Origin of the sequence: Achromobacter denitrificans NBRC 15125, assembly GCF_001571365.1 — a bacterium.
Classification (GTDB): Bacteria; Pseudomonadota; Gammaproteobacteria; order Burkholderiales; family Burkholderiaceae_B; genus Achromobacter; species Achromobacter denitrificans.
Genome location: NZ_BCTQ01000017.1, coordinates 108,818 through 131,589, shown reverse-complemented (window position 1 = coordinate 131,589; position 22,772 = coordinate 108,818). Strand labels below are relative to the sequence as shown.

Annotated in this window: 23 protein-coding genes; 11 read left to right on the top strand and 12 right to left on the bottom strand. The window is 70.0% G+C overall.

The window, feature by feature from the left end:
- On the bottom strand, positions 1–832 hold an 832-nt coding region (locus tag ADE01S_RS16070), incomplete at its 3' end, for an MFS transporter (RefSeq protein WP_062682720.1).
- Positions 833–927: 95 nt separating this feature from the next.
- Between ADE01S_RS16070 and ADE01S_RS16065 the strand changes: the two genes are divergently transcribed.
- A complete protein-coding gene (locus ADE01S_RS16065; RefSeq protein WP_062682719.1) occupies positions 928–1,866 on the top strand; it encodes a LysR family transcriptional regulator in 939 nt (312 codons plus the stop codon).
- Between the two features lie 100 nt (positions 1,867–1,966).
- A complete protein-coding gene (locus ADE01S_RS16060) occupies positions 1,967–3,454 on the top strand; it encodes an alpha/beta hydrolase (RefSeq protein ID WP_082775815.1) in 1,488 nt (495 codons plus the stop codon).
- 35 nt (positions 3,455–3,489) lie between these two features.
- On the opposite strand, the gene bla is transcribed toward ADE01S_RS16060, so the two are convergent.
- Positions 3,490–4,386, bottom strand: coding sequence for a class A beta-lactamase (gene bla / locus ADE01S_RS16055; protein ID WP_207554422.1), 897 nt, complete (start codon positions 4,384–4,386; stop codon positions 3,490–3,492).
- Positions 4,387–4,487: 101 nt separating this feature from the next.
- Between bla and axcR the strand changes: the two genes are divergently transcribed.
- Positions 4,488–5,348 carry a putative beta-lactamase transcriptional repressor AxcR gene (gene axcR, locus ADE01S_RS16050; RefSeq protein WP_062682718.1) on the top strand — a complete coding sequence of 287 codons (861 nt, stop codon included), beginning with the start codon at positions 4,488–4,490 and terminating at the stop codon, positions 5,346–5,348.
- 36 nt (positions 5,349–5,384) lie between these two features.
- On the opposite strand, the gene ADE01S_RS16045 is transcribed toward axcR, so the two are convergent.
- Positions 5,385–6,287: a LysR family transcriptional regulator gene (locus ADE01S_RS16045; RefSeq protein ID WP_062682717.1), complete on the bottom strand. Its 903-nt coding sequence runs from the start codon at positions 6,285–6,287 to the stop codon at positions 5,385–5,387.
- A 104-nt stretch (positions 6,288–6,391) separates the two neighbouring features.
- Here ADE01S_RS16045 and ADE01S_RS16040 point away from each other — a divergent pair, with 104 nt between their 5' ends.
- From ADE01S_RS16040 to ADE01S_RS16020, 5 genes are all read left to right on the top strand, one after another.
- Positions 6,392–7,411 carry an aldo/keto reductase gene (locus ADE01S_RS16040; protein ID WP_062682716.1) on the top strand — a complete coding sequence of 340 codons (1,020 nt, stop codon included), beginning with the start codon at positions 6,392–6,394 and terminating at the stop codon, positions 7,409–7,411.
- 22 nt (positions 7,412–7,433) lie between these two features.
- Positions 7,434–7,868: an SRPBCC family protein gene (locus tag ADE01S_RS16035; protein WP_062682715.1), complete on the top strand. Its 435-nt coding sequence runs from the start codon at positions 7,434–7,436 to the stop codon at positions 7,866–7,868.
- A gap of 359 nt (positions 7,869–8,227) precedes the next feature.
- Entirely contained in the window at positions 8,228–9,247 is a 1,020-nt protein-coding gene (locus tag ADE01S_RS16030) for a TIGR03571 family LLM class oxidoreductase (protein WP_370511523.1), read from the top strand.
- The gene (locus ADE01S_RS16025; RefSeq protein ID WP_062682714.1) at positions 9,240–10,358 is read left to right on the top strand and encodes an alkene reductase; all 1,119 of its coding nucleotides are present in this window, start codon (positions 9,240–9,242) and stop codon (positions 10,356–10,358) included. The genes ADE01S_RS16030 and ADE01S_RS16025 overlap by 8 nt, the downstream gene beginning before the upstream one ends.
- Positions 10,359–10,361: 3 nt before the next feature.
- The gene (locus ADE01S_RS16020; RefSeq protein ID WP_062682713.1) at positions 10,362–10,700 is read left to right on the top strand and encodes a MoaF-related domain-containing protein; all 339 of its coding nucleotides are present in this window, start codon (positions 10,362–10,364) and stop codon (positions 10,698–10,700) included.
- Positions 10,701–10,720: 20 nt separating this feature from the next.
- On the opposite strand, the gene ADE01S_RS16015 is transcribed toward ADE01S_RS16020, so the two are convergent.
- From ADE01S_RS16015 to ADE01S_RS15995, 5 genes are read right to left on the bottom strand one after another with little or no spacing between them, the layout of a single operon-like run.
- Positions 10,721–11,443, bottom strand: coding sequence for an ABC transporter ATP-binding protein (locus ADE01S_RS16015; RefSeq protein WP_062682712.1), 723 nt, complete (start codon positions 11,441–11,443; stop codon positions 10,721–10,723).
- Complete coding sequence (locus ADE01S_RS16010; protein ID WP_062682711.1) at positions 11,440–12,174, bottom strand: ABC transporter ATP-binding protein; 735 nt, start codon at positions 12,172–12,174, stop codon at positions 11,440–11,442. Before ADE01S_RS16010 ends, ADE01S_RS16015 begins: the two co-directional genes overlap by 4 nt.
- The gene (locus ADE01S_RS16005; protein ID WP_062682710.1) at positions 12,171–13,118 is read right to left on the bottom strand and encodes a branched-chain amino acid ABC transporter permease; all 948 of its coding nucleotides are present in this window, start codon (positions 13,116–13,118) and stop codon (positions 12,171–12,173) included. The genes ADE01S_RS16010 and ADE01S_RS16005 overlap by 4 nt, the downstream gene beginning before the upstream one ends.
- Positions 13,115–13,978: a branched-chain amino acid ABC transporter permease gene (locus tag ADE01S_RS16000; protein WP_062682709.1), complete on the bottom strand. Its 864-nt coding sequence runs from the start codon at positions 13,976–13,978 to the stop codon at positions 13,115–13,117. The genes ADE01S_RS16005 and ADE01S_RS16000 overlap by 4 nt, the downstream gene beginning before the upstream one ends.
- 19 nt (positions 13,979–13,997) lie before the next feature.
- Positions 13,998–15,206, bottom strand: coding sequence for an amino acid ABC transporter substrate-binding protein (locus ADE01S_RS15995; RefSeq protein WP_062682708.1), 1,209 nt, complete (start codon positions 15,204–15,206; stop codon positions 13,998–14,000).
- Positions 15,207–15,356: 150 nt separating this feature from the next.
- On the opposite strand from ADE01S_RS15995, the gene ADE01S_RS31265 reads away from it, so the two are divergent.
- On the top strand, positions 15,357–15,941 hold the full coding sequence (locus ADE01S_RS31265) for a low affinity iron permease family protein (protein ID WP_075873336.1): 585 nt from the start codon (positions 15,357–15,359) through the stop codon (positions 15,939–15,941).
- Positions 15,942–15,971: 30 nt separating this feature from the next.
- On the opposite strand, the gene ADE01S_RS15985 is transcribed toward ADE01S_RS31265, so the two are convergent.
- The 3 genes from ADE01S_RS15985 to ADE01S_RS15975 form a co-directional block, all read right to left on the bottom strand.
- A complete protein-coding gene (locus tag ADE01S_RS15985) occupies positions 15,972–16,232 on the bottom strand; it encodes a hypothetical protein (RefSeq protein WP_062682707.1) in 261 nt (86 codons plus the stop codon).
- Between the two features lie 65 nt (positions 16,233–16,297).
- The gene (locus tag ADE01S_RS15980) at positions 16,298–18,379 is read right to left on the bottom strand and encodes a DUF8189 domain-containing protein (protein WP_062682706.1); all 2,082 of its coding nucleotides are present in this window, start codon (positions 18,377–18,379) and stop codon (positions 16,298–16,300) included.
- Between the two features lie 119 nt (positions 18,380–18,498).
- Positions 18,499–19,377 carry a LysR substrate-binding domain-containing protein gene (locus tag ADE01S_RS15975; RefSeq protein WP_062682705.1) on the bottom strand — a complete coding sequence of 293 codons (879 nt, stop codon included), beginning with the start codon at positions 19,375–19,377 and terminating at the stop codon, positions 18,499–18,501.
- Between the two features lie 117 nt (positions 19,378–19,494).
- Here ADE01S_RS15975 and trpB point away from each other — a divergent pair, with 117 nt between their 5' ends.
- Together trpB and trpA are read left to right on the top strand one after the other, a co-directional pair.
- Complete coding sequence (gene trpB, locus ADE01S_RS15970; protein WP_062682704.1) at positions 19,495–20,703, top strand: tryptophan synthase subunit beta; 1,209 nt, start codon at positions 19,495–19,497, stop codon at positions 20,701–20,703.
- Positions 20,700–21,485: a tryptophan synthase subunit alpha gene (gene trpA, locus ADE01S_RS15965; RefSeq protein ID WP_062682703.1), complete on the top strand. Its 786-nt coding sequence runs from the start codon at positions 20,700–20,702 to the stop codon at positions 21,483–21,485. Before trpB ends, trpA begins: the two co-directional genes overlap by 4 nt.
- Here the strand turns inward: trpA and ADE01S_RS15960 are convergent.
- Positions 21,482–22,750 carry an NAD(P)/FAD-dependent oxidoreductase gene (locus ADE01S_RS15960; RefSeq protein ID WP_062682702.1) on the bottom strand — a complete coding sequence of 423 codons (1,269 nt, stop codon included), beginning with the start codon at positions 22,748–22,750 and terminating at the stop codon, positions 21,482–21,484. The genes trpA and ADE01S_RS15960 overlap by 4 nt on opposite strands.
- Between the last annotated feature and the right edge of the window lie 22 nt (positions 22,751–22,772).

Sequence of the window (22,772 nt, the reverse complement as noted above, 5' to 3'; positions counted from 1 at the left end):
CGACGCGGCCGGCCAGGGGCGCCGCCAGCGCGCCCGCGGCGCCGGCCAGGCCAAAGGCGCCGGCGGCGTCCGCGCCCAGGTGGAACGGCGCCTCGTGCAGCATGACCGCGAGGGTCGACCAGAAGGCGCTGAAGCCCATGTACAGCAGGCCCTGGGCGACGGCGCTGCGGCGCAGTTCGGGGTGCTGGCGCCACAGGGTGGCCAGCGAACCGAGCAGGGCGCGGTAGGGCAGGCGGCTGGTGGGCGCGAAGCGCGGCAGATGGCGCCACAGCGCCAGCGACAAGGCCGCGATGCCCAACGCCGCAAGCCAGAACATGACGCGCCAGCCGAAATGCTCGGCCACGAAGCCGCCGACCACCCGCGACAGCAGGATGCCCAGCAGCAGGCCGGTCATCACCGTGCCCACGATCGCGCCGCGGCGCTCGGGCGGCGCCAGCGTGGCGGCGGCGGGCACGATGTCCTGCGCCATGGTCGCGGCGAGGCCGACGGCGAAGCTCGCCGCCAGCATCGTCCCCATGCCGGGCGCGAAGCCGGCCAGCAGCAGGCCGGCGGCCAGCGCGGCCGACTTGGCCAGGATGATGCGCTTGCGGTCGTAGCGGTCGCCCAGCGGGGCCAGCAGCAATATGCCGAACGCATAACCGAGCTGGGTCAGCGTGGGGATCCAGCCCAGCGCGCCGGGCGCGGCGTCGAGTTCGCCGCCCAGCACGCCCAGCATCGGCTGGCTGTAGTAGAGGGAGGCCACGGCCAGGCCGGCGCCGATGGCCAGCAGCGCGATAAGGCCGCGTGTCAGAAGGGTTTCGGGTGAAGTCGAGGCAGCGGGAGCGGTGGGCATGATGGCGGTCCGAAGAAAGGTGTGGCGCAGATTGTGGACCTGGCTCCGGGCGGCTGGTAGCCCCGGCGGGAGTAAATCCGTTATACGATTCACGTATGACCAAGCCCGCCACGCCCGCTTTCGGCACCGACCGCATGCTGCTCATCGAGACCTTCGTGCGCATCGTGGAGGCGGGCAGCCTGTCGGCCGCCGCGGCGCAGCTGGGAGGCACGCAACCCACGGTCAGCCGGCGGCTGCAATCGCTGGAGCGGGCGCTGGGCGTGCGCCTGCTGCAACGGTCCACCCACGCCATCCGCCTGACCGAGGACGGCCAGCGCTGCTACGAACGCGCGAAAGACCTGATCTCGGGCTGGCAGTCTTTCGAGAGCGAGGTGCGCGGCGCGGTCGAGGAACCCGAGGGCGTGCTCCGCGTGGTGGCCCCCCACGCCTTCGGGCAGCATCAGTTCGTGGAGCCGCTGGCGCATTACCTGCGGCTGTATCCGAAGATGCGCGTCGAATGGCTGCTGCACGACCGCATGCCGGATTTCATCTCGGAGAACGTCGATTGCGCCGTGCGGGTGGGGGCCATCACCGACCCGTCCGTGGTGGCGCTGAAGCTGGGCGAGGTGCCGCGCATCGTGGTGGCGGCGCCGGGCCTGCTGCCATCCGGGGAGGTGCCGCAGCATCCCCGGCAACTGGCCGCGCTGCCATGGCTGGCGCTGCGCACCTTCTACCGCAACGAGGTCGCGCTCACGAACCAGGATACCGGCGAGGTGGCGCGTTTCGGCATCGAGCCCCGGCTGTCCACCGACGGCCTGTACGCGCTGCGCCGCGCGGCGGCCCTGGGCCTGGGGGTGGGCCTGGGCTCGGCCTGGGCCATGGCCGAGGACATCGCGCAGGGCCGGCTGGTGCACGTGGCGCCGCGCTGGCAGGCCGAGCCGCTGCCCGTGTACCTGGTGTACGCGCCGTCGCGCTTCCAGCCCGCCCGCCTGCGGCGCTTCATCGAGATCATGCGCGAACACCTGCCCGCCGAACTGCGCAACGTCGAGACCTGAAGGGGCGTGGCGCGGCGCGCGCGGCCGAGCCTTGCGTTATTGAATCCGGCTTCGTAACCTAGACCGCTGCATTTCGAGCTGCGTTCCGGGGGTGGGGATTATGTATCTGGGCAGGCCGACGAGGTCGCAACGCACGGCTTGGCGCCGGACCAGGAAGGCCGCGCGCATCCTGTGCCTGATCGCCGCCGTCTTCCTGGTGACGGCGATCGGCCTGCGGCTGTTCGACATCCAGCAGGGCCCGCCGCTGGCGGCGTGGCATACCTACGTTCCCGAGGAGCTGGACCGCGACGCGCTGGATCGCGGCAGCTGGCAGGACTACCTGGCGCGCGAGAAAAAACTGTTCGTCGAAGTCCGCCAGCACGTCACCGAGCAGCTGGAGCCGGAAGACCGCAGCGAGAGCAACCGCTATTTCAGCGGCGCGGTGGTCTATCCCGAGCGCTTCACGCAGGACTGGAACCGTTCATACGTGCTGGAGCCGGACGCGGACCCCGTCGGCGCGGTGGTCCTGCTGCACGGGCTGACCGATTCCCCCTACAGCCTGCGGCACATCGCGGCGCATTACCGCGACCTGGGCTATGCGGTGGTGGCGATCCGCCTGCCGGGCCACGGCACGGTGCCGGGCGGGTTGACCGACGCCACCTGGGAAGACTGGGCCGCCGCGACGCGGCTGGCGGTGCGCGAGGCGAGGCGGCGAGTGCCCGCGCCGCGGCCGCTGCATATCGTGGGCTTTTCCAATGGCGGGGCGCTGGCGCTGATGTACGCCATGGAGTCGATCGACGACCCCAGGCTGGCCCGGCCGGACCGCCTCATCCTGATCTCGCCCATGATAGGCATCACGCAGTTCGCCCGGTTTGCCGGGCTGGCGGGCCTGCCCGCGATCCTTCCGGCCTTCGCCAAGGCGGCCTGGCTGAGCGTCGTGCCGGAATTCAACCCGTTCAAGTACAACTCCTTCCCGGTCAACGCGGCGCGACAGTCGTACGAGCTGACCCGCGTGCTGCAGGAGAACATCGCGCTCAGGCAGCGGCAGGGCAGCCTGGAGCGGCTGCCCCCCATCCTGACGTTCCACTCGGTGCTGGACTTCACGGTCAGCACCCGCGCGCTGATCAATGCCCTCTATGCCCGCCTGCCGGCCAACGGCAGCGACCTGGTGCTGTTCGACCTGAACCGCGCCACCAAGCTGGGGCCGCTGTTCCGGCGCGGCGTGGAATGGTCGTTGTCGGGCACGCTGCCCGGCGAGCAGCGCAACTACCGCCTGACCATCGTGACCAACGCGTCGTCCGTGTCCAGCGACATGGTCGAGCGCATCAGCGAGGCCGGCGAAACGCGGCTGGTCGAGCGCGCCATCGGCATGCAGTATCCGCGCGAGATCTACTCGCTGTCGCATGTGGCCTTGCCCTTTCCGGTCAACGATTCGCTGTATGGCCAGCACCCCGACAACATCGAGGAGTACGGCGTCAGCCTGGGCGCGATGTCGATCCGGGGCGAAGTGGGGGCGCTGGTCAGCGGCATGGATACGCTGGCCAGGCTGACGTCCAATCCGTTCTACCCCTACCTGATCAAACGCATGGACGGGGTGATCCCGCGCTAGGGCCTGTGCGAGGCTCCTTTTAGTGTCAACAGGCCCTAGCCCAGCGCCGCGGCCAGCCTGCCGACTTCGGCGATGATCCCGTCGCGCTCCGGCATGGGGACGGCCGTGGTTTCCAGATAGGCGCAGACGAGGATCGGCGCGCCGCCGGGCGCTTGCGCGTAGCCGGCGTCGTTGGCGCCCACCTTCGAGTAGGTGCCGGTCTTTTCCCCGACCTTCCAGTCCGGCGGAAAGCCCGCGCGCAGGCGCTTGCCGCCGGTGGTGTTGGCGAGCAGCCAGGATCGCAGCAGTTGTTGCGAGGCGGGCTTGAGGGCAGCGCCGAACAGCAGCGCATTGAGGGTGCCGTTCATCGCGTTCGGGCTGGTGCTGTCCAGCGGTGCGCCCGCATGGGGGCGGTTCAGCTCGGGCTCGTAGCGGTCATGCCGCGTGACGGTATCGCCCAGGCTGCGGATGTATCGCGTCAGCGCCTGGGGGCCGCCGTAGCTGCGGTGCATGAGATTGGCGGCCGTGTTGTCGCTGGTGGTGATGGTGGCTTCGCAGAGTTCGGCCAGCGTCATGCCTTGCGGGCCGACGTGCAGCCGCGTGACCGGGGCGTGTTCCTGCAGGTCGGCCTCGGTGATCGGGATGCGCCGGGTCAGCTGGTCTTCGCCGCGATCCGCGCGCGCCAGGATGTAGGCCGCGGCCAGCGTCTTGAAGGAACTCAGCATCAGGAAGCGTTCGTCGCCGCGATGGCCGGCGGCCTGGCCGCTGGCCGTGTCCAGCAGGGCGACGCCCAGCCGGCCCCGGCCGGCAGTTTCCAGCCGGACGAGTTCGCGGCTCAGCGTGGCCAGGCGATCGGCCGTCCATCGATATTTCTTATCCGTCCGGGCGCGCGCCAGCGCCGGCATCCCGCCGGCCAGGATGGCGGCCGCCGTGAAGTTTCTTCTCGTGATCAAGGCGTTCTCCTTTGAAAAACGCTTGCATGCTAGGGGCTGGACGGCATCGGGAACAAACGGGAATAATTGTGGCCATTCCATAGAAAAACTTATACCGCGCCATGGATCTCCCGCTGAATGCCCTGCGCGCTTTCCAGGTGTCGGCGCGGCACCTGAGTTTCACGCGCGCGGCGCAGGAGCTCCACCTGACGCAAGCGGCGGTCAGCCAGCACGTCAAGAACCTGGAGGCCAGGCTGGGCGTGGCGCTGTTTCGCCGCGTGCCGCGCGGCCTGGTGCTGACGGACGAGGGCCTGGCCCTGGTGCCGGTGCTGTCCGAATCCTTCGACCGCATCGCCACGGCATTGCGGGGCTATCGCGGCAAGGTCAGGCGGCAGGTCCTGTCGGTGGGCGTGGTCGGAACCTTCGCCGTGGGTTGGCTGCTGCCCCGCATGCGCGACTTCCAGGCGCTGCATCCGCACGTGGACCTGCGCGTATTCTCGAACAACAACCGGGTGGACCTGGCCGCCGAGGGGTTGGACCTGGCGATACGCTTCGGCGACGGCAACTGGCACGGCATCGACGCGCAGCCGCTGCTGTCGGCGCCCTTGTCGCCGGTCTGCTCGCCCGGGGTGGCGGCGCGGTTGCGCGCGCCGCGGGACGCGCTGCGCGAACCCCTGCTGCGCTCCTATCGGCCGGACGAGTGGCCCGCCTGGTTCGCGGCGGCCGGCCTGGAGCCGCCGCTGGTGCAGGGCTCCATGTTCGATTCGTCGCTGGTGCTGGCCGACGCGGCGGCCCAGGGCGCGGGCATCGCCTTGCTGCCCGTGCGTCTGTTCGAGCGCGAGTTCCGTTCGGGCCGGCTGCTGCGGCCGTTCGCGCTGGAGGTGGAAACGGGGCGCTACTGGCTGACCCGCATCGCCAGCCGCCGTCCGAATGCCGCCATGCAGGCCTTCGGCGCCTGGATGCGCGGCGCGCTGGAAATCTGAGGCCTCTTCGGGCGATAGCCGCCCACGGACTTGGGGCTAGCGGGCGGCGCCCGCCGTTTCGATCAGGGTCTCGCGAAACGTCTGCACCAGCGGCCTCAGGTTGATCTTGTGCCAGGCCGCCCAGAGCGGCGTCCGGTAGGTGAATCCGGGCAGTTCGCGCATGACGACGCCCGCGGGGGCCTGGCGGCGCAGGCTTTGCTGGACGGTGGTCACGCCCAGCCCCGCGGCGACCAGGCCCAGCGCGGCCAGCGGTTCGGTGGCCTCCATCGAGATCGCGGGCGTGAAGCCGGCCTGGGCGCAGGCCGCGATGAACGTATCGTGCCGCAGCGCGCTTTCCTTGTGCGTGACGCCTATCCACTTCTGCGCCGCGAGCTCGGCCGGGGTGATGGATGCCGCGCCGGCCAGGGGGTGCCCCGCGGGCAGCGCCAGCAGCATCGGGTCGTTGAGCACCTGGGCCGATTCGAGGTCGGGATCGTCGGGCAAGGGCGGCTCGCACACGAGCGCGATATCGAGGCTGCGCTGGCGCAAACCCTCCAACTGGGCTTCGGATTGCTGGTTGTACAGTGCGATATGCACCGCCGGGCGGCCTTCATTCAGCGCGCGCAGCGCATTGGGCAGCACGCCCGAATGCATGGCGTATTCCAGGTAGCCGATGCATAGCCCGCCTTCGTCGCCGCGGCCCAGCCGCCGGGCCAGGGATTCGAGCCGGTTGGCGTGGGTCAGGAGGGCCTGCGCCTCCGCCAGGAAAGTGCGCCCGTCGCGGGTCAGGCGGATCCGTTGCTGGGAGCGTTCGAACAGCACCAGCTGGAGCTTTTCCTCCAGCTGGGCGATCTGGCGGCTGAGCGGGGATTGGGAGATATGCAGGCGTTCGGCCGCGCGCCCGACGTGTTCTTCCTCGGCGACGGCGACGAAATAATGCAGTTGGCGGAGATCCAGCACGTTAAGACCTTGAGTGACTCATCTTGTGCAAATTATGTCTTGGACAGACTTAACTGGCAATCCTAGACTGGCCGCACCTCAACAAATTTGCGTAGAGAGCAATCATGAGCATCAAGGAAAAACTTGCCGGAAACGTACTGGGTTTCGGCACCGCCCCGCTGGGCAATATGTTCCGCGACATCCCGGAAGCGGAAGCGCAGGCCACGGTGGACGCGGCCTGGGAGCAGGGCGTGCGCTACTTCGATACGGCCCCGTTCTACGGCGCCGGCCTGGCCGAAATCCGGCTGGGAGAAGCGCTGGCCCGGCACAAGCGCGACGACTACGTGCTGAGCACCAAGGTCGGCCGCCTGATCCTCGACGAAGTCGAGGACGCCAGCGCGCGGGCGCTGGGTGAGAAGAGCGGCCTGTTCGCCGCCGGCCGCCCCAACCGCCTGGTCAACGACTATTCCGCCGACGCGACGCTGCGCTCGATCGACGACAGCCTTGCGCGGATGAAGACCGACCGCCTCGATATCGTGTGGATCCACGACATCGCCCAGGACTTCTACGGCGATGAATGGCTGTCGTACTTCGAAGTGGCCCGCAAGGGCGCCTTCCGCGTCCTGACCCGCCTGCGCGAAGAGGGCGTGATCAAGGCCTGGGGCCTGGGCGTGAACCGCGTGGAGCCGATCGAGCTGACGCTGGATCTCTCCGAGGCGCAGCCCGACGGGTTCCTGCTGGCGGGCCGCTATTCGCTGCTCGACCACAAGCGCGCGCTGCAGCGCCTGATGCCGAAGGCGGCGGCGCGCAAGACCGAGATCGTGGTGGGCGGCCCGTACAGTTCCGGCATCCTGGCCGGCGGAACGCACTTCGAATACCAGCAGGCGCCTGCCGACATCATCGCCAAGGTCGAGCGCATCAAGGCGATCGCGCAACGGCACGGCGTGAGCGTCAAGGCGGCGGCGCTGCAGTTCGTCCTGGCGAACCCGGCGGTGGCCGCCGTCATTCCGGGCGCGAGCCGGCCGGCGCGGGTGGCCGAAGACTCCGCCGCGCTGAAGGAGGCCATTCCCCCCGATTTCTGGCATGAACTGCGCGAGCAGCGCCTGGTCGCCGCGAACGCGCCGCTGCCCGTCGACCGCATCTGATATCCGTCAGGAGGAATCCATCATGGCTCAAGCTTCCGCAACGATCACGCTGCCGGTCGCGCCCGGCGCGGTATGGCAATTGATCGGCGGCTTCGATTCGCTGCCCGACTGGCTGCCGTACATCCCGAAGAGCGAAACGAGCGAGGGCGGCCGTGTGCGCCGTCTCGCCAACCCCGACGGGGACGCCATCGTCGAACGGCTGGAAGCCTTCGACAACGCGGCGCGCAGCTATACCTATTCCATCCTCGAAGCGCCGTTTCCCGTCACCGGATACCGCTCCACGCTGCGCGTGGTCGGCCTGGACGGCGACCGGGCCTCGCGGGTCGAATGGTCCGGGGAGTTCACGCCGGCGGGCGTGAGCGACGAGGCGGCCCAGGGCCTGTTCCAAGGCATTTACCGGGATGGGCTGAAGGCGCTGGAGGCCACCCTGGCCACGGCGGCCGGCGCCCGCTCCTGAACCCGCGGAGGCTGCGCGCCGCGGCCCGGCGAGAGAGCCGGGGCCGGGGGCGCGCAGCCTCATCTTTGATTTGAAATCAAAAGAATTTGGATCATCCTGGGCTTAATCAACAAATATAAAGCGCGCACACTGCGGTCCATTCAAGCTTCTCATTGGAACGCTGCCATGCCTCTAGCCCTGTTTGCCCCGACCCTCGCGGCCTTCGCCATCGGCACCACCGAACGCCCTGGATCGCCGCGCTGGTGACGCTGGCGGCCTTGGGGCTGACGGTGCTGTCCGGCCGGCTGGACAGCCGCGCCGTGGCCATGCGCCCCGCGCAGGCCTGATTCCGTCTCCGAACCCGATCGAGGAACCTATTCATGAACATCCTGGAACGCAACGGCCGCGAGGCCGATTCCGAGGGCGGAGCCATTCCCTCGGCCCTGGCCCGCCTGAGGGCGGGCGGCTTCAGCGTCGGCATCGAGGCGCCGCTGGACAACGACTGGACGCACGCGGGCGAGCTGGCGCGGCGCCTGGCCGGCCGCCTGCCGGGCGAACCCGATCTGCGCCGCCACGCCGAACTGGCGCAGCTGGCCGACCGGCTCGGCTTCCGGGCCCTGTGGGTGCGCGACGTGCCGGTGTACGACCCCGCGTTCGGCGACGCGGCCCAGGTCTTCGAGGTGTTCTCCTACCTCGGCTACCTGGCCGGCATCACGCGCGACATCCTGCTGGGCAGGGCCGCCGTGGTGCTGCCGATACGCGAGCCCTTGCTCACGTTGAAATCGGCGGCCTCCGTGCAGCGCCTGAGCGGAAATCGCCTGTTGCTGGGCGTGGCCAGCGGCGACCGGCCCGTGGAGTATCCGCTTTTCGGCCGCGATTTCGCCGGCCGGGGCGAGAATTTCCGCGAGCAGGTGGCGCTGCTGCGCGAAGGCGCGCCGTCCCGCCTGCCGCCGGGGCTGGACGTGCTGCCCAGGCTCGATGCCGCGCCGCCGCTGCTGGTGGCGGGCCTGGCCCAGCAAACCCCGGAATGGATCGGCGAGCGCATGGATGGCTGCCTCGCCTACCCTGGCACCCCCGACGACCATGCGCGTCGGGTGGCCGCCTGGCGCGCCGTGGCCGGCGCCAAGCCCTACGCCAGCTTCATCCATCTGGACCTGGCCGAACGCCCCGATGAACCCCTGCAGCGCTGGCGCTTCGGCCTGCGCGGCGGCCGCGAGGCGCTGGCCGCCGAATTGCGCGCCCTGCGCGCGGCCGGCGTGGACCACGTCGGCCTGCATTTCCGCCGCAACCAGCGGCCGCTCGCCGAGACCCTCCACGAGATCGCCGAGCACGTGCTGCCCCTTTTCCACACCCCATCGCCTGCCGCCATCGCGGCCGCCGAGGAGACCTGCAATGCCTGACATCCAAGATCCCCTGTTCCAACCGTATACCCTGGGCGGCCAGCCGCTGCCCAACCGCATCGTGATGCCGCCCATGACGCGCTCGCGCGCCAGCCAGCCGGGCGACGTGCCCAACGCGCTGATGGCCGAGTACTACGCCCAGCGCGCCGGCGCCGGCCTCATCGTCAGCGAAGGCACCTGGATCTCGCCGCTGGGCAAGGGCTATGCCTGGACGCCCGGCATCCACACGCCCGAGCAGGTCGCCGGCTGGCGCAAGGTGACCGAGGCCGTGCACGCGGCCGGCGGACGCATCTATGCCCAGCTCTGGCACGTCGGCCGGCTGAGCCACGTCAGCCTGCTGGGCGGGCAGTCGCCGGTGTCGTCCTCGGCCATCCAGGCCGAAGGCGTGAACGTGTTCGTCGCGGAGAACGACGGAACGCCCGGGTTCGTGCAGGCGTCCCGACCGCGCGCGCTGGACAAGGCGGAGATCGGCGCCATCGTCCAGGAGTATCGGCAGGCGGCGCGCAACGCCATGGCCGCCGGATTCGATGGCGTGGAGTTGCATGCCGCCAACGGCTATCTCGTCAATCAATTCATCGATTCCAACGCCAACGACCGCAAGGACGAATACGGCGGTTCGCTGGAGAACCGCCTGCGCTTCCTGGACGAAGTGGCGCGCGCGCTGGTCGAAGGCGTGGGCGACGCGAGCCGCGTGGGCATCCGCCTCGCGCCGCTGACCACGCTCAACGGCTGCTCCGACGCCGATCCCGAAACCACCTACCTGGCGGCCGCGCGGCGGCTGGGAGAGATCGGCGTGGGCTATATCCACATCGCCGAGGCCGATTGGGATGATGCGCCGCTGATGCCGGCGGTCTTCAAGGAGCGCCTGCGCGCCGCCTATCCCGGCACCCTGATCTACGCCGGCCATTACACGGCGGAGCGCGCGCGCGAGGCCTTGCGGCAAGGCTGGGCCGACCTGATCGGATTCGGCCGTCCTTTCGTTGCCAATCCGGACCTGCCCGAGCGCCTGCGGCTCGGCGCGCCGCTGAACCCGCACGACCGGGCCACGCTGTTCGGCGGAGACGCGCGCGGGCTGACGGATTACCCGGCGCTTGAAGCCGCGGAGGCCTGAATCATGGAAAATCAAAACACCCTCGACCTGCCGCCTTTCGCCGGGCGCCGCTTTCGCGTCGACTACGAAGGGCTGTCGGCCCGCAACTGCTATTCGGAGGACGGCGGGACGATCCGCTACGAGATCGTCTCCGGCCCGTATGCCGGCGCCAGCGGCGAGGCGGCTTGCCAGTGGCGGCGGGTCGGCGAGGGCCTCTACGCGATCTCCTGGCAGGAAGCCGACGGCGCCACCGTCGTGCACCTGGATGATTTCGTCCAGGGCCGGTCGCAGGCCTATTTCACGGCGGCCGACCTGGGCTTCTACCGCATGGAGGGGGCGCTGACGGAACTGGCGCCGGAATAGGCGAGGGGGGCGTCGCGGCCTCAGACCCCCAGGTACGCCTGCCGCACCTTGGGATCGGTCAGCAGCGCCGCGGCGGGGCCGCCGTGCACGATGCGGCCGGTCTCCATGACGTAGCCGCGATCGGCGCCGGACAGCGCCAGGTGGACGTCCTGCTCGACGAGCAGCACCGTCACGCCTTCGCCCCGGATGTCGGCCAGCACGCCCATCAGTTGTTCGACCACCACCGGCGCGAGGCCCAGGCTCATCTCATCGATCATCATGAGCACGGGCTTGGCCATCAGCGCGCGCGCCATGGCGCACATCTGCTGTTCGCCGCCGGACATGCTGCCGGCCAACTGCCGGCGCCGTTCCGCCAGGCGCGGGAAATAGCCGTAGACCTTGTCCAGGTCGCGCGCGATGCCGGGCTTGTCGCCGCGCCGGTAGGCGCCCATCAGCAGATTGTCCTGCACCGTCATGCGGTCGAACAGCTGGCGGCCCTCGGGCACCTGCACCATGCCGGCGGCGAAGGCCTGGTCTGGCGCCGCCCGGGACAGCTGGCGTCCGTCCATCACGATGCTGCCGGTGCTGGGCAGCACGCGCGACAAGGCGCGCAGCAGCGTGGTCTTGCCCGCGCCGTTGCTGCCCACCAGCGCCACGATCTCGGCGCGCCGCACGTCCAGCGAGACGTCGTTCAGCACCGGCAGTTCGCCATAGCCGGCGCTCAGGCCCTCCACCTTCAGCAGCGGGGCGGCGGTCTCGTTCATGAGCGCTGCCTTCCCAGGTAGGCCTGCACCACCTCGGCATCGGCCAGCACCTCGGCCGGCGCGCCGTCGGCGATCTTCTCGCCGTGATGCAGCACCAGCAACCGGTCCGAGAGGGTCTTGATGGCCTTGATGACGTGCTCGATGACCAGCACGCTGATGCCGGAGGCGCGCACCTTGCGGATCACCTCGATCACCTCCTCGATCTCGACCAGGTTCAGGCCCGCCATGACTTCGTCGCACAGCAATATCCGGGGCTGCATGGCCAGCGCCTTGGCCAGTTCCAGGCGCTTGCGGCCCGGCCCGCCCAGTTCCTCGGCGCGCTGGTCGGCCGCCCGGCCCAGGCCGACGAAATCCAGGCAGGCGCGGGCCTGCTCGCGGGCCTTGGCGAGTTCGGGCTGGCCGCCGCCGCGGCCGAACAGCGCGCCCACCGCCACGTTGTCCAGCACGGACAGGCCGGGAAAGGGGCGCATGATCTGGAAGGTGCGGCCGATGCCGAGGCGCGCCCGCCGGTACGCGGGCAGATGGCCGATGGGCCGGCCTTGGTAGAGGATGTCGCCATGCGTGGGCGCGAGCGTTCCGCTGATCAGGCTGACCAGGGTGGTCTTGCCGGCGCCATTGGGGCCGATCAGGCCCAGGATCTCGCCTTCGGCCAGCGTGAAGCTGACCTGGTTCACGGCCACCAGCCCGGCGAAGCGCCGCGTGACGTCGCGGATTTCCAGGATGTCGGTCATAGCTTGTGCGCCCGGATGTTCTCGACGAAGTAGCGCCAGCCCGACTTCCGGTAGCGGCGCAGCAGGTCCGTCAGCCCGCGAGGCATGAGCACCACCGCGGCGACGATGACCGCGCCGTAGAAGAGGCCCGCGGCGCTGGTGACCTCGCTGGACAGCAGCTCGGAGATGGCCGACAGGGAAAAGGCGCCCACGACGGGGCCGAGCACGGTGCCCGCGCCGCCGAACACCGCCATGATGATCATCTTGACGTTCAGGCCGATGTCGAAGGCGCTTTCGGGGTCGAGAAAGGTGATCCAGTAGGCGTGGATGCCGCCGGCCAGCGCGCTGAACGCGCCCGACAGCGCGAACGCCGCGACCTTGTACAGCGTGGTGTTCACGCCCATGACGGCCGCGCCTTCCTCGTTCTCCCGGATCGCGATCAGGCCGAAGCCGAACCGGCTGCGCGTCAGCCAGGCGACCGTGAGCGTCGCCAGCACCAGCAGACCCAGCGATAGTTCGTAGAACAGGGGGTCGTTGTTGAGCGGGGGCAGGACCAGGCCGATGTTCTGGCCGGCCAGCTCGATGTTCGACACGATGGCCGTCATGACCTGGGCCAGCGCCAGCGTGGCGATGGCGAAGTAGTGGCCGCGCAGCCGCAGCACCGGCAGGCCCAGCAGCAGGGCGAAGGCCACGGCCAGCGCGACCCCGAGCGCCAGGCCCGCGGCGAAGGGCAGCTCCCACTGCACCATGGCGATGGCCACGCCGTAGCTGCCCAGTCCGTAGAACACGGAATTGCCGAAGGACGCGTAGCCGGTATAGCCGCCGATGATGTTCCAGCCCTGGGCCAGCACGGCCAGCAACAGGGTGTTGATGCCGAACTGCACCAGCACGTCCGAGCCGTACCAGGGAACGCCGGCCAGCGCGGCCACCGCCGCCAGCGCCAGGATCGCGCGCCAGGCTTTCATGCCGCCCTGCCCAGGAGGCCGCTGGGCCGCAGGAACAGCACCAGCACCAGGATGCCGAAGCTGGCGACGTCGGCGAAGGTCGGCCCCACGTACAGCGTGGTGAGCGATTCCACGATGCCCAGGAACAGCCCGCCCACCATGACGCCCAGCGGATTGTCCAGGCCGCCGATGATGGAAATGGCGAAGCATTTCGCGGTCAGGGTCGCGCCGATGTAGGGGTTGATCTGCGAGACGGTGCCGTACAGGCCCCCGGCCGCGCCCGCCAGCGCCAGGCCCAGCCCGAAGGTGACCGCGTAGAGATGGCGCGGCTCCACTCCGTAGAGGCGCGCCGCCACGAGGTTCTGCGCGGTGGCGCGGATGGCGCGGCCCAACCGGCTGTGCAGCAGGAACAGCCACATGCCCAGCGTCAGCGCCAGCGCCACGCCGAAGGCGGCCAGCCGCGCCAGCGGCAGCGTCACCGGCCCGAGGGCGTAGCTGGCGCCGGCGTACGGCGGGTTGATCGTGCGGAAGTCCGCCGAGAACGCCAGCTGCGCCAGGTAGGTCAGCACGACTTCCAGGCCGAAGGTGATGAGTAGCGTATTGAACATGGGCGCGCGCACCACCAGGTTCAGCAGCCCGCGCTGCAGGCCGTAGCCTAGCGCGAACAGGGCGGCCGCCGTGATCGGCAACCCCGCGAAAGGATCCACGCCCAGGTCCGTGTACAGGTACCAGGACGCGTACGCGCCCAGCATGATGAAGGCGCCGTGCGCGAGGTTGACGATGTTCAGGACGCCCCAGACCAGCGCCAGGCCCTGCGCCATCACGGCGTACAGTCCGCCGAGCAGGACGCCGTTGACGAGGATTTGCGCGAGCAGGTCCATCGCGGTTCCCGAGGGCCGCCTAGCGCGCGTTCCAGGCGGGCATCGGATACCGGGGCTGGGTGATGAAGCCCTTGGCGCCGTAGATCTCGGCCAGCTTGTCGCCCTGCACCTGGATCACCACCTGCGGCAGGTCGATCTGGCCCTGCGCGTTGAACGCCACGGGGCCGTAGAGGCTGTCGAAGCGGATCCCGGCCAGGGCGTCGCGCACCTTCTGCGGGTTCAGGCTGCCGGCCTTCTCCATGGCCTGGGCCAGCGCTTCGACGTCGGCCACGCCCGAGGCCGCGTGGTAGTCGGGGTCATAGCCGTACTTCGCCTTGTAGGCCTGGGCGAACTGCTCGGCGTCGCCGAACCAGCGGTCCTTCAGCGCCGCCGAGGGCAGCCATGCCGTCATGCCGAACGCGTAGTCGGCATCGGCGCCGAGCGCCTTGCGGAAGTCCTCCGAGGGCACGCCGACCGTGAACGAGTACATCTTGGGCGCCACGGCCAGGCTCTTGGCCTGGCGCACGAAATTCAGGATCTCGGTTTCATGTCCGGCCACCAGCACCGCGTCCACCTGCTTGCTCTTGATCTGCGACAGCAGCGAGTTGAAATCCGTGGCATTGGTGCTGTAGCGCTCGTCCATCGCCACGCGCAGCCCGGCCGCCTTCAGCAGCGGGCGGGTGCCCTGGGCGACCGACACGTCGAACGAATCGTCCGCGTACAGCAGGGCCACGCTGGCCGGCGCGGGCTTGAGCGCCTTGAGCATTTCGACCGTGCTGCCGAAGTAGTTGCTGGCCGGCGCCAGGGTGCCGAATATGTACTTGAACTTGCGCGAGAAGATCTGGTCCGACGCGCCGCCGCCCTGGACCATCGGCACTTTGTATTTCTCCGAGACGGCGGAATCGGCCAGCGCGAAGTTGCTGGCGAAGGGCCCGAGCAGCAGGTTGACCTTGTCCTGCGTGACCAGCTGCGTGTACTGGCGCACGCTCAGGTTCACGTCCGACTGGTTGTCGTAGATCTTGAGCGCCAGCTTGTGCGGCACGCCGGCGATCTTCACGCCGCCGGCCGCGTTGATCTGGTCGACGGCGATCTGGTAGGCGTCGCGGTAGTAGCGCCCGGTGTTGGCGACGGGGCCGGTCAGCTGGATGGATGCGCCCAGCACGACTTCCGGCGCTTCGGCGGCTGCCGCCATGCCCGCGGACAGGGCCAGGGTCAGGGCGGACAGCGCATGCAATAGTCTCCGAGACATGATGATGTCTCCTCAATGGACCTTATGGCTTCCATTCTCGGACTCGATTGGTTACGTAAACCTGAACCTCGCCAACGCGGCGGCGCCGGCCCGCGGGGCGGGCATGACGCTTGCTGGGGGCCTTCGGTGCCGTCACGCCCCGGAGGGATCATGCGCACTTTCAGCGCCCGGCGCGCCGAGCGCCGGCGGCGGCCGCTGGCGCGGCTGGCGACCGCCTTCGATCATTTCGCCGCGGCTTTCACCGCATGGGCGGGCTCGTCCATCGCGTTCGGCCTGGCCGTGGCCGTGGTGGTGGTCTGGGCCCTCACCGGCCCCATCGCCGGCTATTCCGAGAATTGGCAGTTGGTGATCAATACCGGCACCACCATCGTCACTTTCCTCATGGTGTTCCTGATCCAGCAGAGCCAGAACAAGAATGACCGCGCGCTGCATCTGAAGATCGACGATCTGCTCATCGCGCTCAAGGACGCGGACGAAAACCTGGTCGACGCGGAGCGCCTGGACGAGGACAGGCTGGTCGCGCTGGCCACGGCCTTGACGGCGCACGCGAAGCGGATCGCCCGCGACAAGCGCAGGCGGCTGGCGGACGAAGGCAAACGGGTGCCTGGCGACGCCTCCACGGAGCAGGCGGGGCGCGCGCCGCGAGGCAAGGCAAGGCCGCCGCGCGCAAGCGGGACGGGCGGGCGCTTGCGCGCCAAACGGCGTGTCGGGGCCGGGCTGAAAGGCATGCGCTGAGCGCGAGCCGCCACGGCCGGCGCGTCCTCCTCAGCTCAACCGCTTCATCACTCTCGCCAGCCTGGCGATGCCGCCGGTGCCGCTGGCCGCGCGGCCGATGAACGCGGTGCCCAGCGCGGTCAGCGCGAGGCCCTTCAGCCCGGGGCCGCTGCGCATGCCGGCCAGCATCAGCCAGGCGCCCGCGCCGAACACGATCAGGTGCTCGCCGGGAAAATCGGGGCGCCGGGCGTCGAGGCGGCGCAGGCGCGCCGCGGCGCGGGGGGCGGTCGGGACGGGATCGGTCGTGTGCATGAGGTAGCCTCCTTGGCGTGGAAGCCCATGCGGGAGCAAGCCGCGTGCCGGCCCGCTTCGACCGGTTATTGCACGGTGGTCGGCGTGGCCGTGCGCGAGGCCTGGTTGGGCACGCGTTCCACCGTCAGGGTGCCGGGATCGCCGGTGGCGGGGCGCACCACCACGGCCTTGCCGGCGTTGTTGGCGCCGAGATTGGGCAAGTCCGCGGGACGCGCGGCCACGGCGGCGAAGGCGCCGCCGCCGCTGGCCGGCACGCCGTCCAGCGTCAGGCTGCCCGCCCAGGCGCCGTCGCGCCGCGACAGCACCTGGTAGCGCTGCGGTCCGCCCGCGGTGCGCGCGACCACGTACAGCGTGCCGTCGATAATGTTCATCGCGGGCGGCGAGGCGGCCTCGGCGTCGAGCCGCGCCGGCTTGCCGTGCTCCACGAGCCAGAGGTGTCCGCCGGCGCGCTCCAGGATCGCGAGCATGACGTTGCCCTGGGCGTCGGCATTGATGGCCGGGCGCCCGATATAGGGCACGCCCAGGTCGGCCGGGGCGCTCCAGTCCATGTCGAGGTCGGTGGTGTCGCCGGTTTCCAGCAAGCGGGTCAGGTGATTGTTGCCGCGCTGGCGGAAATAGAGTTCCACGCGCCCCTCATGGTTGCGGATGGCCGCCAGGCCGCCGGCGGCGTTGGGCGCCGGCACCGGGCGCCAGCTCTGCCACTCGGGGCGGTGGCCCTTGGCGGCCGGCAACTGGCGCGTGTAGAAGAGTTCGCCCGCGGCCGTGACCGCGAAGACGACGTAGCGCCCGTCGGCGCCGCGCGCGGCGGCGGGGCCGCCGGTGGCGCCTTCCAGCAGCGGCAGGTCCTGCCAGGTGCTCCAGCCGCCGTCGATGCCCGACGGCGCGATCCAGTGCAGCCGGCCGTCGTAGCCCAGGGCCACGGCGGCGGCCTCGCCGCGCGGCGCCACCGCCGGGATCTGCGTGACGCGCACGCCGCCCAGCGCCTGCCAGCCCTGCCAGGTGCCGTCATGGCGCTGCTTGTTCGCCCACACGCCGCCCAGCGGATCGCGCGCCATCAGGCCGGCGGTGCCGTCGGCATGGGTGAACGAGACCAGCGGGCCGCTGGTGCGTCCGCCCAGACTTTGCCAGCGCCGCTGGCCGGAGTCCCAGCGATTGACGGCCGCATTGGTTTCGCCGGCGGCGAACACGACGAGGCCGCCGCGTCCGTCCGGATACAGCTGCGGCGCCATGTCCTGGCGCGACACGTAATAGGCGCGCTGCACCCAGGCCGCGGCGGGGCCGGCGGGCTCCTTGCAGCCGGAGGGGCCGGCGCAATAGTGGTAGTCGTTCCAGGCGTAGTGCTGGAAGATCACCGATTTGGTGGCGATCTCCGTTTCGGTCAGATTGCTGGCGCGCTCCTGGCTCGGATAATCGATGTAGCCCGTCTCGGCGTAATTGCCGGGGACGCGGACCATGGCTTCGCGCACCAGCCGCGCGCTGGCGATGTGGTCCGGATGGCCGTGGCCGGCGCAGCGCCAGCACAGCTGGGTGTAGGGCACGGCGATCGTGTCGTCCAGGTGGCGCACGGTGGTCGGGGCGTACTGCCGGATCACGTCGGCCAGGGTGTCGATCAATTGTTCGCGCGTGTAGACCTCGGCATAGGGGCCCAGCGTCTCGACGCTTTGCCCCGGTTCCGATTCGGTGCGGCTCAACGGCGTCAGGCTGCCCCATCCCTTGCCCAGCCAGGGATCCTTCAGGCGCATGTGCCAGAGCTGCACGCGCGGATTGCCCTGCAGCGTGAACCGCGCGAAATGATGGCCGCCGGCGGTGCCGACGTCTTCTTTCCAGACGTCGGGTTGATGCGCCATGTAGGCATAGGCGGCGCGCACGCCGCGCTCGCGGCCCAGCATGTAGCCTTCGCCTTCGCCCGCGTCGCTGGCGGTCAGGTAGACCACGCGCACGCAGCCGCCCGCCTCGATGTTGGAAGCGATGTCCGGGTTCATGAACAACAGGTCGTCGTCCAGATGGGCGACGAACGCCAGGTCCTTGACGCCTTGGCATTGCGCCAGCGTGGGCGGGGATGCGAACGCTTGGTTGGAGAGCAGAACGGCGAGAGTCAGGAAAAGCGCCTGGCGAACGGGGCGCAGCAAGGCCATCAGAACGGACATAACAGGGCGCGGCAGAAAAGTCGTCGCGCGGCAGGGGTTAAATAGTCCGAAAAGTATAGCGGCGACGGGCGCGGGGCTGTTGACGGGATATGGGGCCGGATGAAGGCGCCCAGGGCGCGCTAATTCGCGGCCGCGCTGTCCAGCAGCCAGCCTCGCAAGCGGTCCAGCGCGGCGTCGGCGCGGGCCGGGTCCTTGCGCGTGCACAGGGTGAAGGAGGCGCCGCTTTCGACGAAGCCCAGCGGGGCGGCCAGCCGGCCCCGGTGCAGGTCCGCCTCGACCAGCACGGCCGGCGCGATGGCGATGCCCAGACCGGCGGCCGCGGCTTCGAGCATGTGGCCCAGGTGGTCGAATTCGCGGCCGTGCTGCGGCGGGGCGAGTTCGATGCCCTGGCGCGCCGCCCAGTCTTTCCAGGCATCGGGCCTGGAGGTGGTGTGCAGCAGCGGCGCGTCCAGCACGTCGGCCGCGACCCGGATGCGGGCGGCCCGGGCGGGGGCGCAGACCGGGCCGATGGTTTCGGCGAAGAGCGGGGTGACGTTCCATTCGCGCGGCCAGTCGCGGCCCGCCAGGATCAGCGCGTCCACGCGTTGCGTGTTGAGCAGCGCCGCGTCGGCCGCGGTCTGCAGGCGGATCCGGATATCGGGATGCAGGGCTTCGAAGCGTTCGAGCCTGGGGATGAGCCAGTTGGAGAGGAAGCTGGCCGGCGCGCCCACGGCCAGTTCCGCCGGTTGCGTGCTGCGCCTGAGCTCGTCGCAGCGGCGTTCCAGCAGGTCGAACGCTTCCTGGGCGGCGCGTTGCAGGCGCAGGCCCGCCGCGGTGAGGTGGACGCCGCCCGCGCGGCGTTCGAACAGCGCGCAGCCCAGCCATTCTTCCAGCTGCCGGACTTGCTGGCTGACCGCGCTGTGGGTGACGCACAACTCCTTGGCCGCGAGGCTGAAGCTCGATTGGCGGGCGGCGCTGTCGAAGAAACGCAGCGCGTTGAGAGAGGGTAGTCGTCGCATGGTTTGATGTTAGCTGAGCTTACATGGAAGCTAAACAAATCATTGATTCAAATAAGTTTTCATCAAAGATAGCATAAGGAAAATTCCTGATTTCATTGCCACGGAAACCGCCAGCCCATGCCATCCGCCTCTCATCCGGCCGCGCCCGACAGCCGCGGCCAATTCGGCCCCTACGGCGGCCGCTACATGCCCGAAACCCTCATTCCCGCCCTGGACGAGCTGGAGCGCAGCTTCAAGGCGCTGCTGGCGGACGACGCGTTCTGGCGGGACTTCCGCGAGATGCTGGCCGACTATGTCGGCCGCCCGAGCCCGCTGTTCCTGGCCCGGGGCATCTCGGAAGAACTGGGAGGCGCGCAGGTCTATCTCAAGCGCGAGGACCTGAACCACACCGGGGCGCACAAGATCAACAACTGCCTGGGGCAGGTGCTGCTCGCCCGGCGCATGGGCAAGCGGCGCGTCGTCGCCGAGACCGGCGCCGGCCAGCACGGCGTGGCGACCGCGACGGTCTGCGCCCTGCACGGTCTGGAATGCGTGGTCTACATGGGCGCGCAAGACATGGAGCGGCAGTCCGTCAACGTCCGCCGCATGCGCATGCTGGGGGCCGAGGTGCGCGCCGTGCATACCGGCGCCGCCACGTTGAAGGACGCGATGAACGAAGCCCTGCGCGACTGGATCGCCAATCCGGCGGATACCTATTACCTGCTGGGCACCTGCGCCGGGCCGCATCCTTATCCCTGGCTCGTGCGGGAGTTCCAGAAAGTGATCGGCGAGGAGACGCGCCAGCAGATCGCCGCCAAGACGGGCCGCATGCCCGACGCCATGATCGCGTGCGTGGGCGGCGGCTCCAACGCCCTGGGTTTCTTCTATCCCTTCGTGGCGCAGCAGGACGTGCGCCTCTATGGCGTCGAGGCCGGCGGGCTGGGCCTGGCCAGCGGCGCGCACGCGGCCAGCATCGGCGCCGGCGAGGCGGGCGTGCTGCACGGCTGCCGCAGCTATTACCTGCAGGACGAGGACGGCCAGATCCTGGACGCGCATTCGATATCGGCCGGGCTCGATTATCCCGGCGTCGGCCCCGAGCACGCGCTGCTGCATGACAACGGGCGCGTGGACTACGTATCGGTGACGGACGCGGAAGCCGTGTCCGCCTTTCATTGGCTGACGCGGCGCGAAGGCATCCTGCCCGCGCTGGAAAGCGCCCATGCGCTGGCCTATGCGCGCAAGCTCGCGCCGACGATGGGGCGCGGCGAGATCCTCGTCGTGTGCCTGAGCGGGCGCGGCGACAAGGACCTGGACACGGTGACTCAATTCGGCGAGGTGGCGCAATGACACGGCTGGACCACACCCTGATGGCGCTGCGCCAAGCCGGCCGCAGCGGCCTGGTGACGTACTTCGCGGCGGGCGATCCCGATCCGGCCGCCTGCCTGGCGCTGCTGCGCGGCCTGCCCGCCGCCGGCGCGGACGTGATCGAACTGGGCATGCCATTCAGCGACCCGGTCGCGGACGGCCCGGTGCTGCAGCAAGCCAACGCGCGCGCGCTGGCCGGCGGCCAGACCCTGAAGCGCACGCTGGCCTTGCTGCGCGAATTCCGGGACTCGGGCTGGGAGACGCCGGTGGTGCTCATGGGGTACCTGAATCCGCTCCTGCGGTACGGCGTCGAGGCGTTCATGGCGGACGCCGCCGCGGCGGGCGCGGACGGCCTGATCGTCATCGACCTGCCGATCGAGCACGCGGACGACATCGGCCGGGCCGCGCGCGCTCGCGGCATCCATCTCATCCGCATGTCCGCGCCGACCTCCGAGGACGCGCGGCTCGCCGAAGTGCTGCGGGACGCGAGCGGCTTCGTCTATCACATCATGCTGGCCGGCACGACCGGCGCGAGCCTGCCCGACGAGCACCGGATCGCCCGGGACCTGGAGCGCCTGCGCGCGCATACCCGGCTGCCGGTGGCCGCCGGATTCGGGGTGCGCTCGCCGGAAGAGGCGCGGCGGGTGGGCCGGCATGCCGACTTGGTCGTGGTTGGCTCGCGCCTGGCCGAGGCGCTGGCCGAGCGCGGCGTGGCGGGGGCCCTGGACGAGGTGCGGGGCCTGGCCGCCGCCCTGCGGCCCTAGGCGTAGCGCTCCAGCCGGAACGGGCGGATGTCCACCGGCGTGTCGCGCCCCTGGATGAGGGCGGCCAGGGTTTCGCCCACGGCCGGGCCGATGCCGAAGCCGTGGCCGGAAAAACCCGAGGCCAGGTAGAGGCCGGGCGCCTGCGTGACCGGCGCGATGACGGGCATGGCGTCCGGCGTGACGTCGATGTAGCCGCCCCAGGACTGCGCGATGCGGGCCTGGCGGAATACGGGGAAGGCATGCAGCAGCCGTTCCCAGGCCTGGTCCACGCCGCGCGCGTAGGGCGCGGGGTCGAGCACGCGGCAGCGCTCGTAGGGCGTTTCGCGGTCGGCCGGGAAGCGGCGCGGCGTGGCCAGTTCCTCGAAGAACCGTTTGCTGAAGCGCACGCGCACCAGCGCGTTGTTTTCGATCCAGGTGCGCAGGAACTTGCCCATCAGGCGGAAACTGTCCGGCACCAGCTCGGCCAGCGAGGCCGAGAACTGGGACACCGTGTAGCCGCCGTCGGCGCGCTTGCGGCAGGTGAAGTCCTTGCCGTTGATGGCGAGCGCCACGCCGGCGTCGAACGGGTCGGTGCGCAGCACGGAACCGCGCACCTTGAGTTGGGGAAAGTCCACGCCGAGGTTGCCGCAGAACAGGCGCGACCAGCCGCCCGCGGCCACCACCACGGCCTGGGCGCGCAGCGTGCCGCGCTCGGTGATGACGGTGTCGACGCGGCCGGCGGTCTTTTCCACGCCGCGCACCGCGCAGCCTTCGAATATCAGCGCGCCGGCCTGGCGCGCGAGCGCCGCCACGCCCTGGGTGGCGATCTGCGGCTCGGCGACGCCGTCTGCCGCGCTGTACAGGGCGCCGGTCCAGGGGCGTTCCGAGCGCGGCAGCAGGCGCAGCGCCGCCTCGCGGCCCAGCATCTCGGCCTGCACGCCGTGGGCGCGCGCCTCGCGCAGCCAGGTTTCATGCCCGGCGGCGTCGGCCTCGGTTTCCTGGAGATAGACCAGCCCGTTGCGGCGGTAGCCGACGTCGACCTGGGCCTGGATTTCGCTCCAGAGCCGGTTGGCGCGCAGCGCCAGCGGCACTTCGGGCTGATCGCGGCCCAGCGTGCGCACCCAGCCCCAGTTGCGCGAGGACTGCTCGCAGGCCAACGTGCCTTTTTCGAACAGCGCCGTGCTCACGCCGGCGCGCGCCAGCGCGAGCGCGGTGCTCGCGCCGATGATGCCGCCGCCGATGATCGCCACGTCCACGGTGGCGGGAAACTGCGTTTGAGTCGTCATGACGTTAGGAAGATGTCCGCGG

What these genes read in the sequence shown, in the direction of transcription:
- ADE01S_RS15985 (WP_062682707.1), bottom strand. Translation starts at nt 16,232, where the DNA reads ATGCACACGACCGATCCCGTCCCGACCGCCCCCCGCGCCGCGGCGCGC.
- axcR (WP_062682718.1), top strand. Translation starts at nt 4,488, where the DNA reads ATGGATCTCCCGCTGAATGCCCTGCGCGCTTTCCAGGTGTCGGCGCGG.
- ADE01S_RS16000 (WP_062682709.1), bottom strand. Translation starts at nt 13,978, where the DNA reads ATGGACCTGCTCGCGCAAATCCTCGTCAACGGCGTCCTGCTCGGCGGA.
- ADE01S_RS31265 (WP_075873336.1), top strand. Translation starts at nt 15,357, where the DNA reads ATGCGCACTTTCAGCGCCCGGCGCGCCGAGCGCCGGCGGCGGCCGCTG.
- trpA (WP_062682703.1), top strand. Translation starts at nt 20,700, where the DNA reads ATGACACGGCTGGACCACACCCTGATGGCGCTGCGCCAAGCCGGCCGC.
- ADE01S_RS16025 (WP_062682714.1), top strand. Translation starts at nt 9,240, where the DNA reads ATGCCTGACATCCAAGATCCCCTGTTCCAACCGTATACCCTGGGCGGC.
- ADE01S_RS16060 (WP_082775815.1), top strand. Translation starts at nt 1,967, where the DNA reads ATGTATCTGGGCAGGCCGACGAGGTCGCAACGCACGGCTTGGCGCCGG.
- ADE01S_RS16030 (WP_370511523.1), top strand. Translation starts at nt 8,228, where the DNA reads ATGAACATCCTGGAACGCAACGGCCGCGAGGCCGATTCCGAGGGCGGA.
- ADE01S_RS16015 (WP_062682712.1), bottom strand. Translation starts at nt 11,443, where the DNA reads ATGAACGAGACCGCCGCCCCGCTGCTGAAGGTGGAGGGCCTGAGCGCC.
- ADE01S_RS16035 (WP_062682715.1), top strand. Translation starts at nt 7,434, where the DNA reads ATGGCTCAAGCTTCCGCAACGATCACGCTGCCGGTCGCGCCCGGCGCG.
- ADE01S_RS16010 (WP_062682711.1), bottom strand. Translation starts at nt 12,174, where the DNA reads ATGACCGACATCCTGGAAATCCGCGACGTCACGCGGCGCTTCGCCGGG.
- ADE01S_RS15995 (WP_062682708.1), bottom strand. Translation starts at nt 15,206, where the DNA reads ATGTCTCGGAGACTATTGCATGCGCTGTCCGCCCTGACCCTGGCCCTG.
- ADE01S_RS16065 (WP_062682719.1), top strand. Translation starts at nt 928, where the DNA reads ATGACCAAGCCCGCCACGCCCGCTTTCGGCACCGACCGCATGCTGCTC.
- ADE01S_RS16040 (WP_062682716.1), top strand. Translation starts at nt 6,392, where the DNA reads ATGAGCATCAAGGAAAAACTTGCCGGAAACGTACTGGGTTTCGGCACC.
- trpB (WP_062682704.1), top strand. Translation starts at nt 19,495, where the DNA reads ATGCCATCCGCCTCTCATCCGGCCGCGCCCGACAGCCGCGGCCAATTC.
- ADE01S_RS15960 (WP_062682702.1), bottom strand. Translation starts at nt 22,750, where the DNA reads ATGACGACTCAAACGCAGTTTCCCGCCACCGTGGACGTGGCGATCATC.
- ADE01S_RS16005 (WP_062682710.1), bottom strand. Translation starts at nt 13,118, where the DNA reads ATGAAAGCCTGGCGCGCGATCCTGGCGCTGGCGGCGGTGGCCGCGCTG.
- ADE01S_RS15975 (WP_062682705.1), bottom strand. Translation starts at nt 19,377, where the DNA reads ATGCGACGACTACCCTCTCTCAACGCGCTGCGTTTCTTCGACAGCGCC.
- ADE01S_RS16020 (WP_062682713.1), top strand. Translation starts at nt 10,362, where the DNA reads ATGGAAAATCAAAACACCCTCGACCTGCCGCCTTTCGCCGGGCGCCGC.
- ADE01S_RS15980 (WP_062682706.1), bottom strand. Translation starts at nt 18,379, where the DNA reads ATGTCCGTTCTGATGGCCTTGCTGCGCCCCGTTCGCCAGGCGCTTTTC.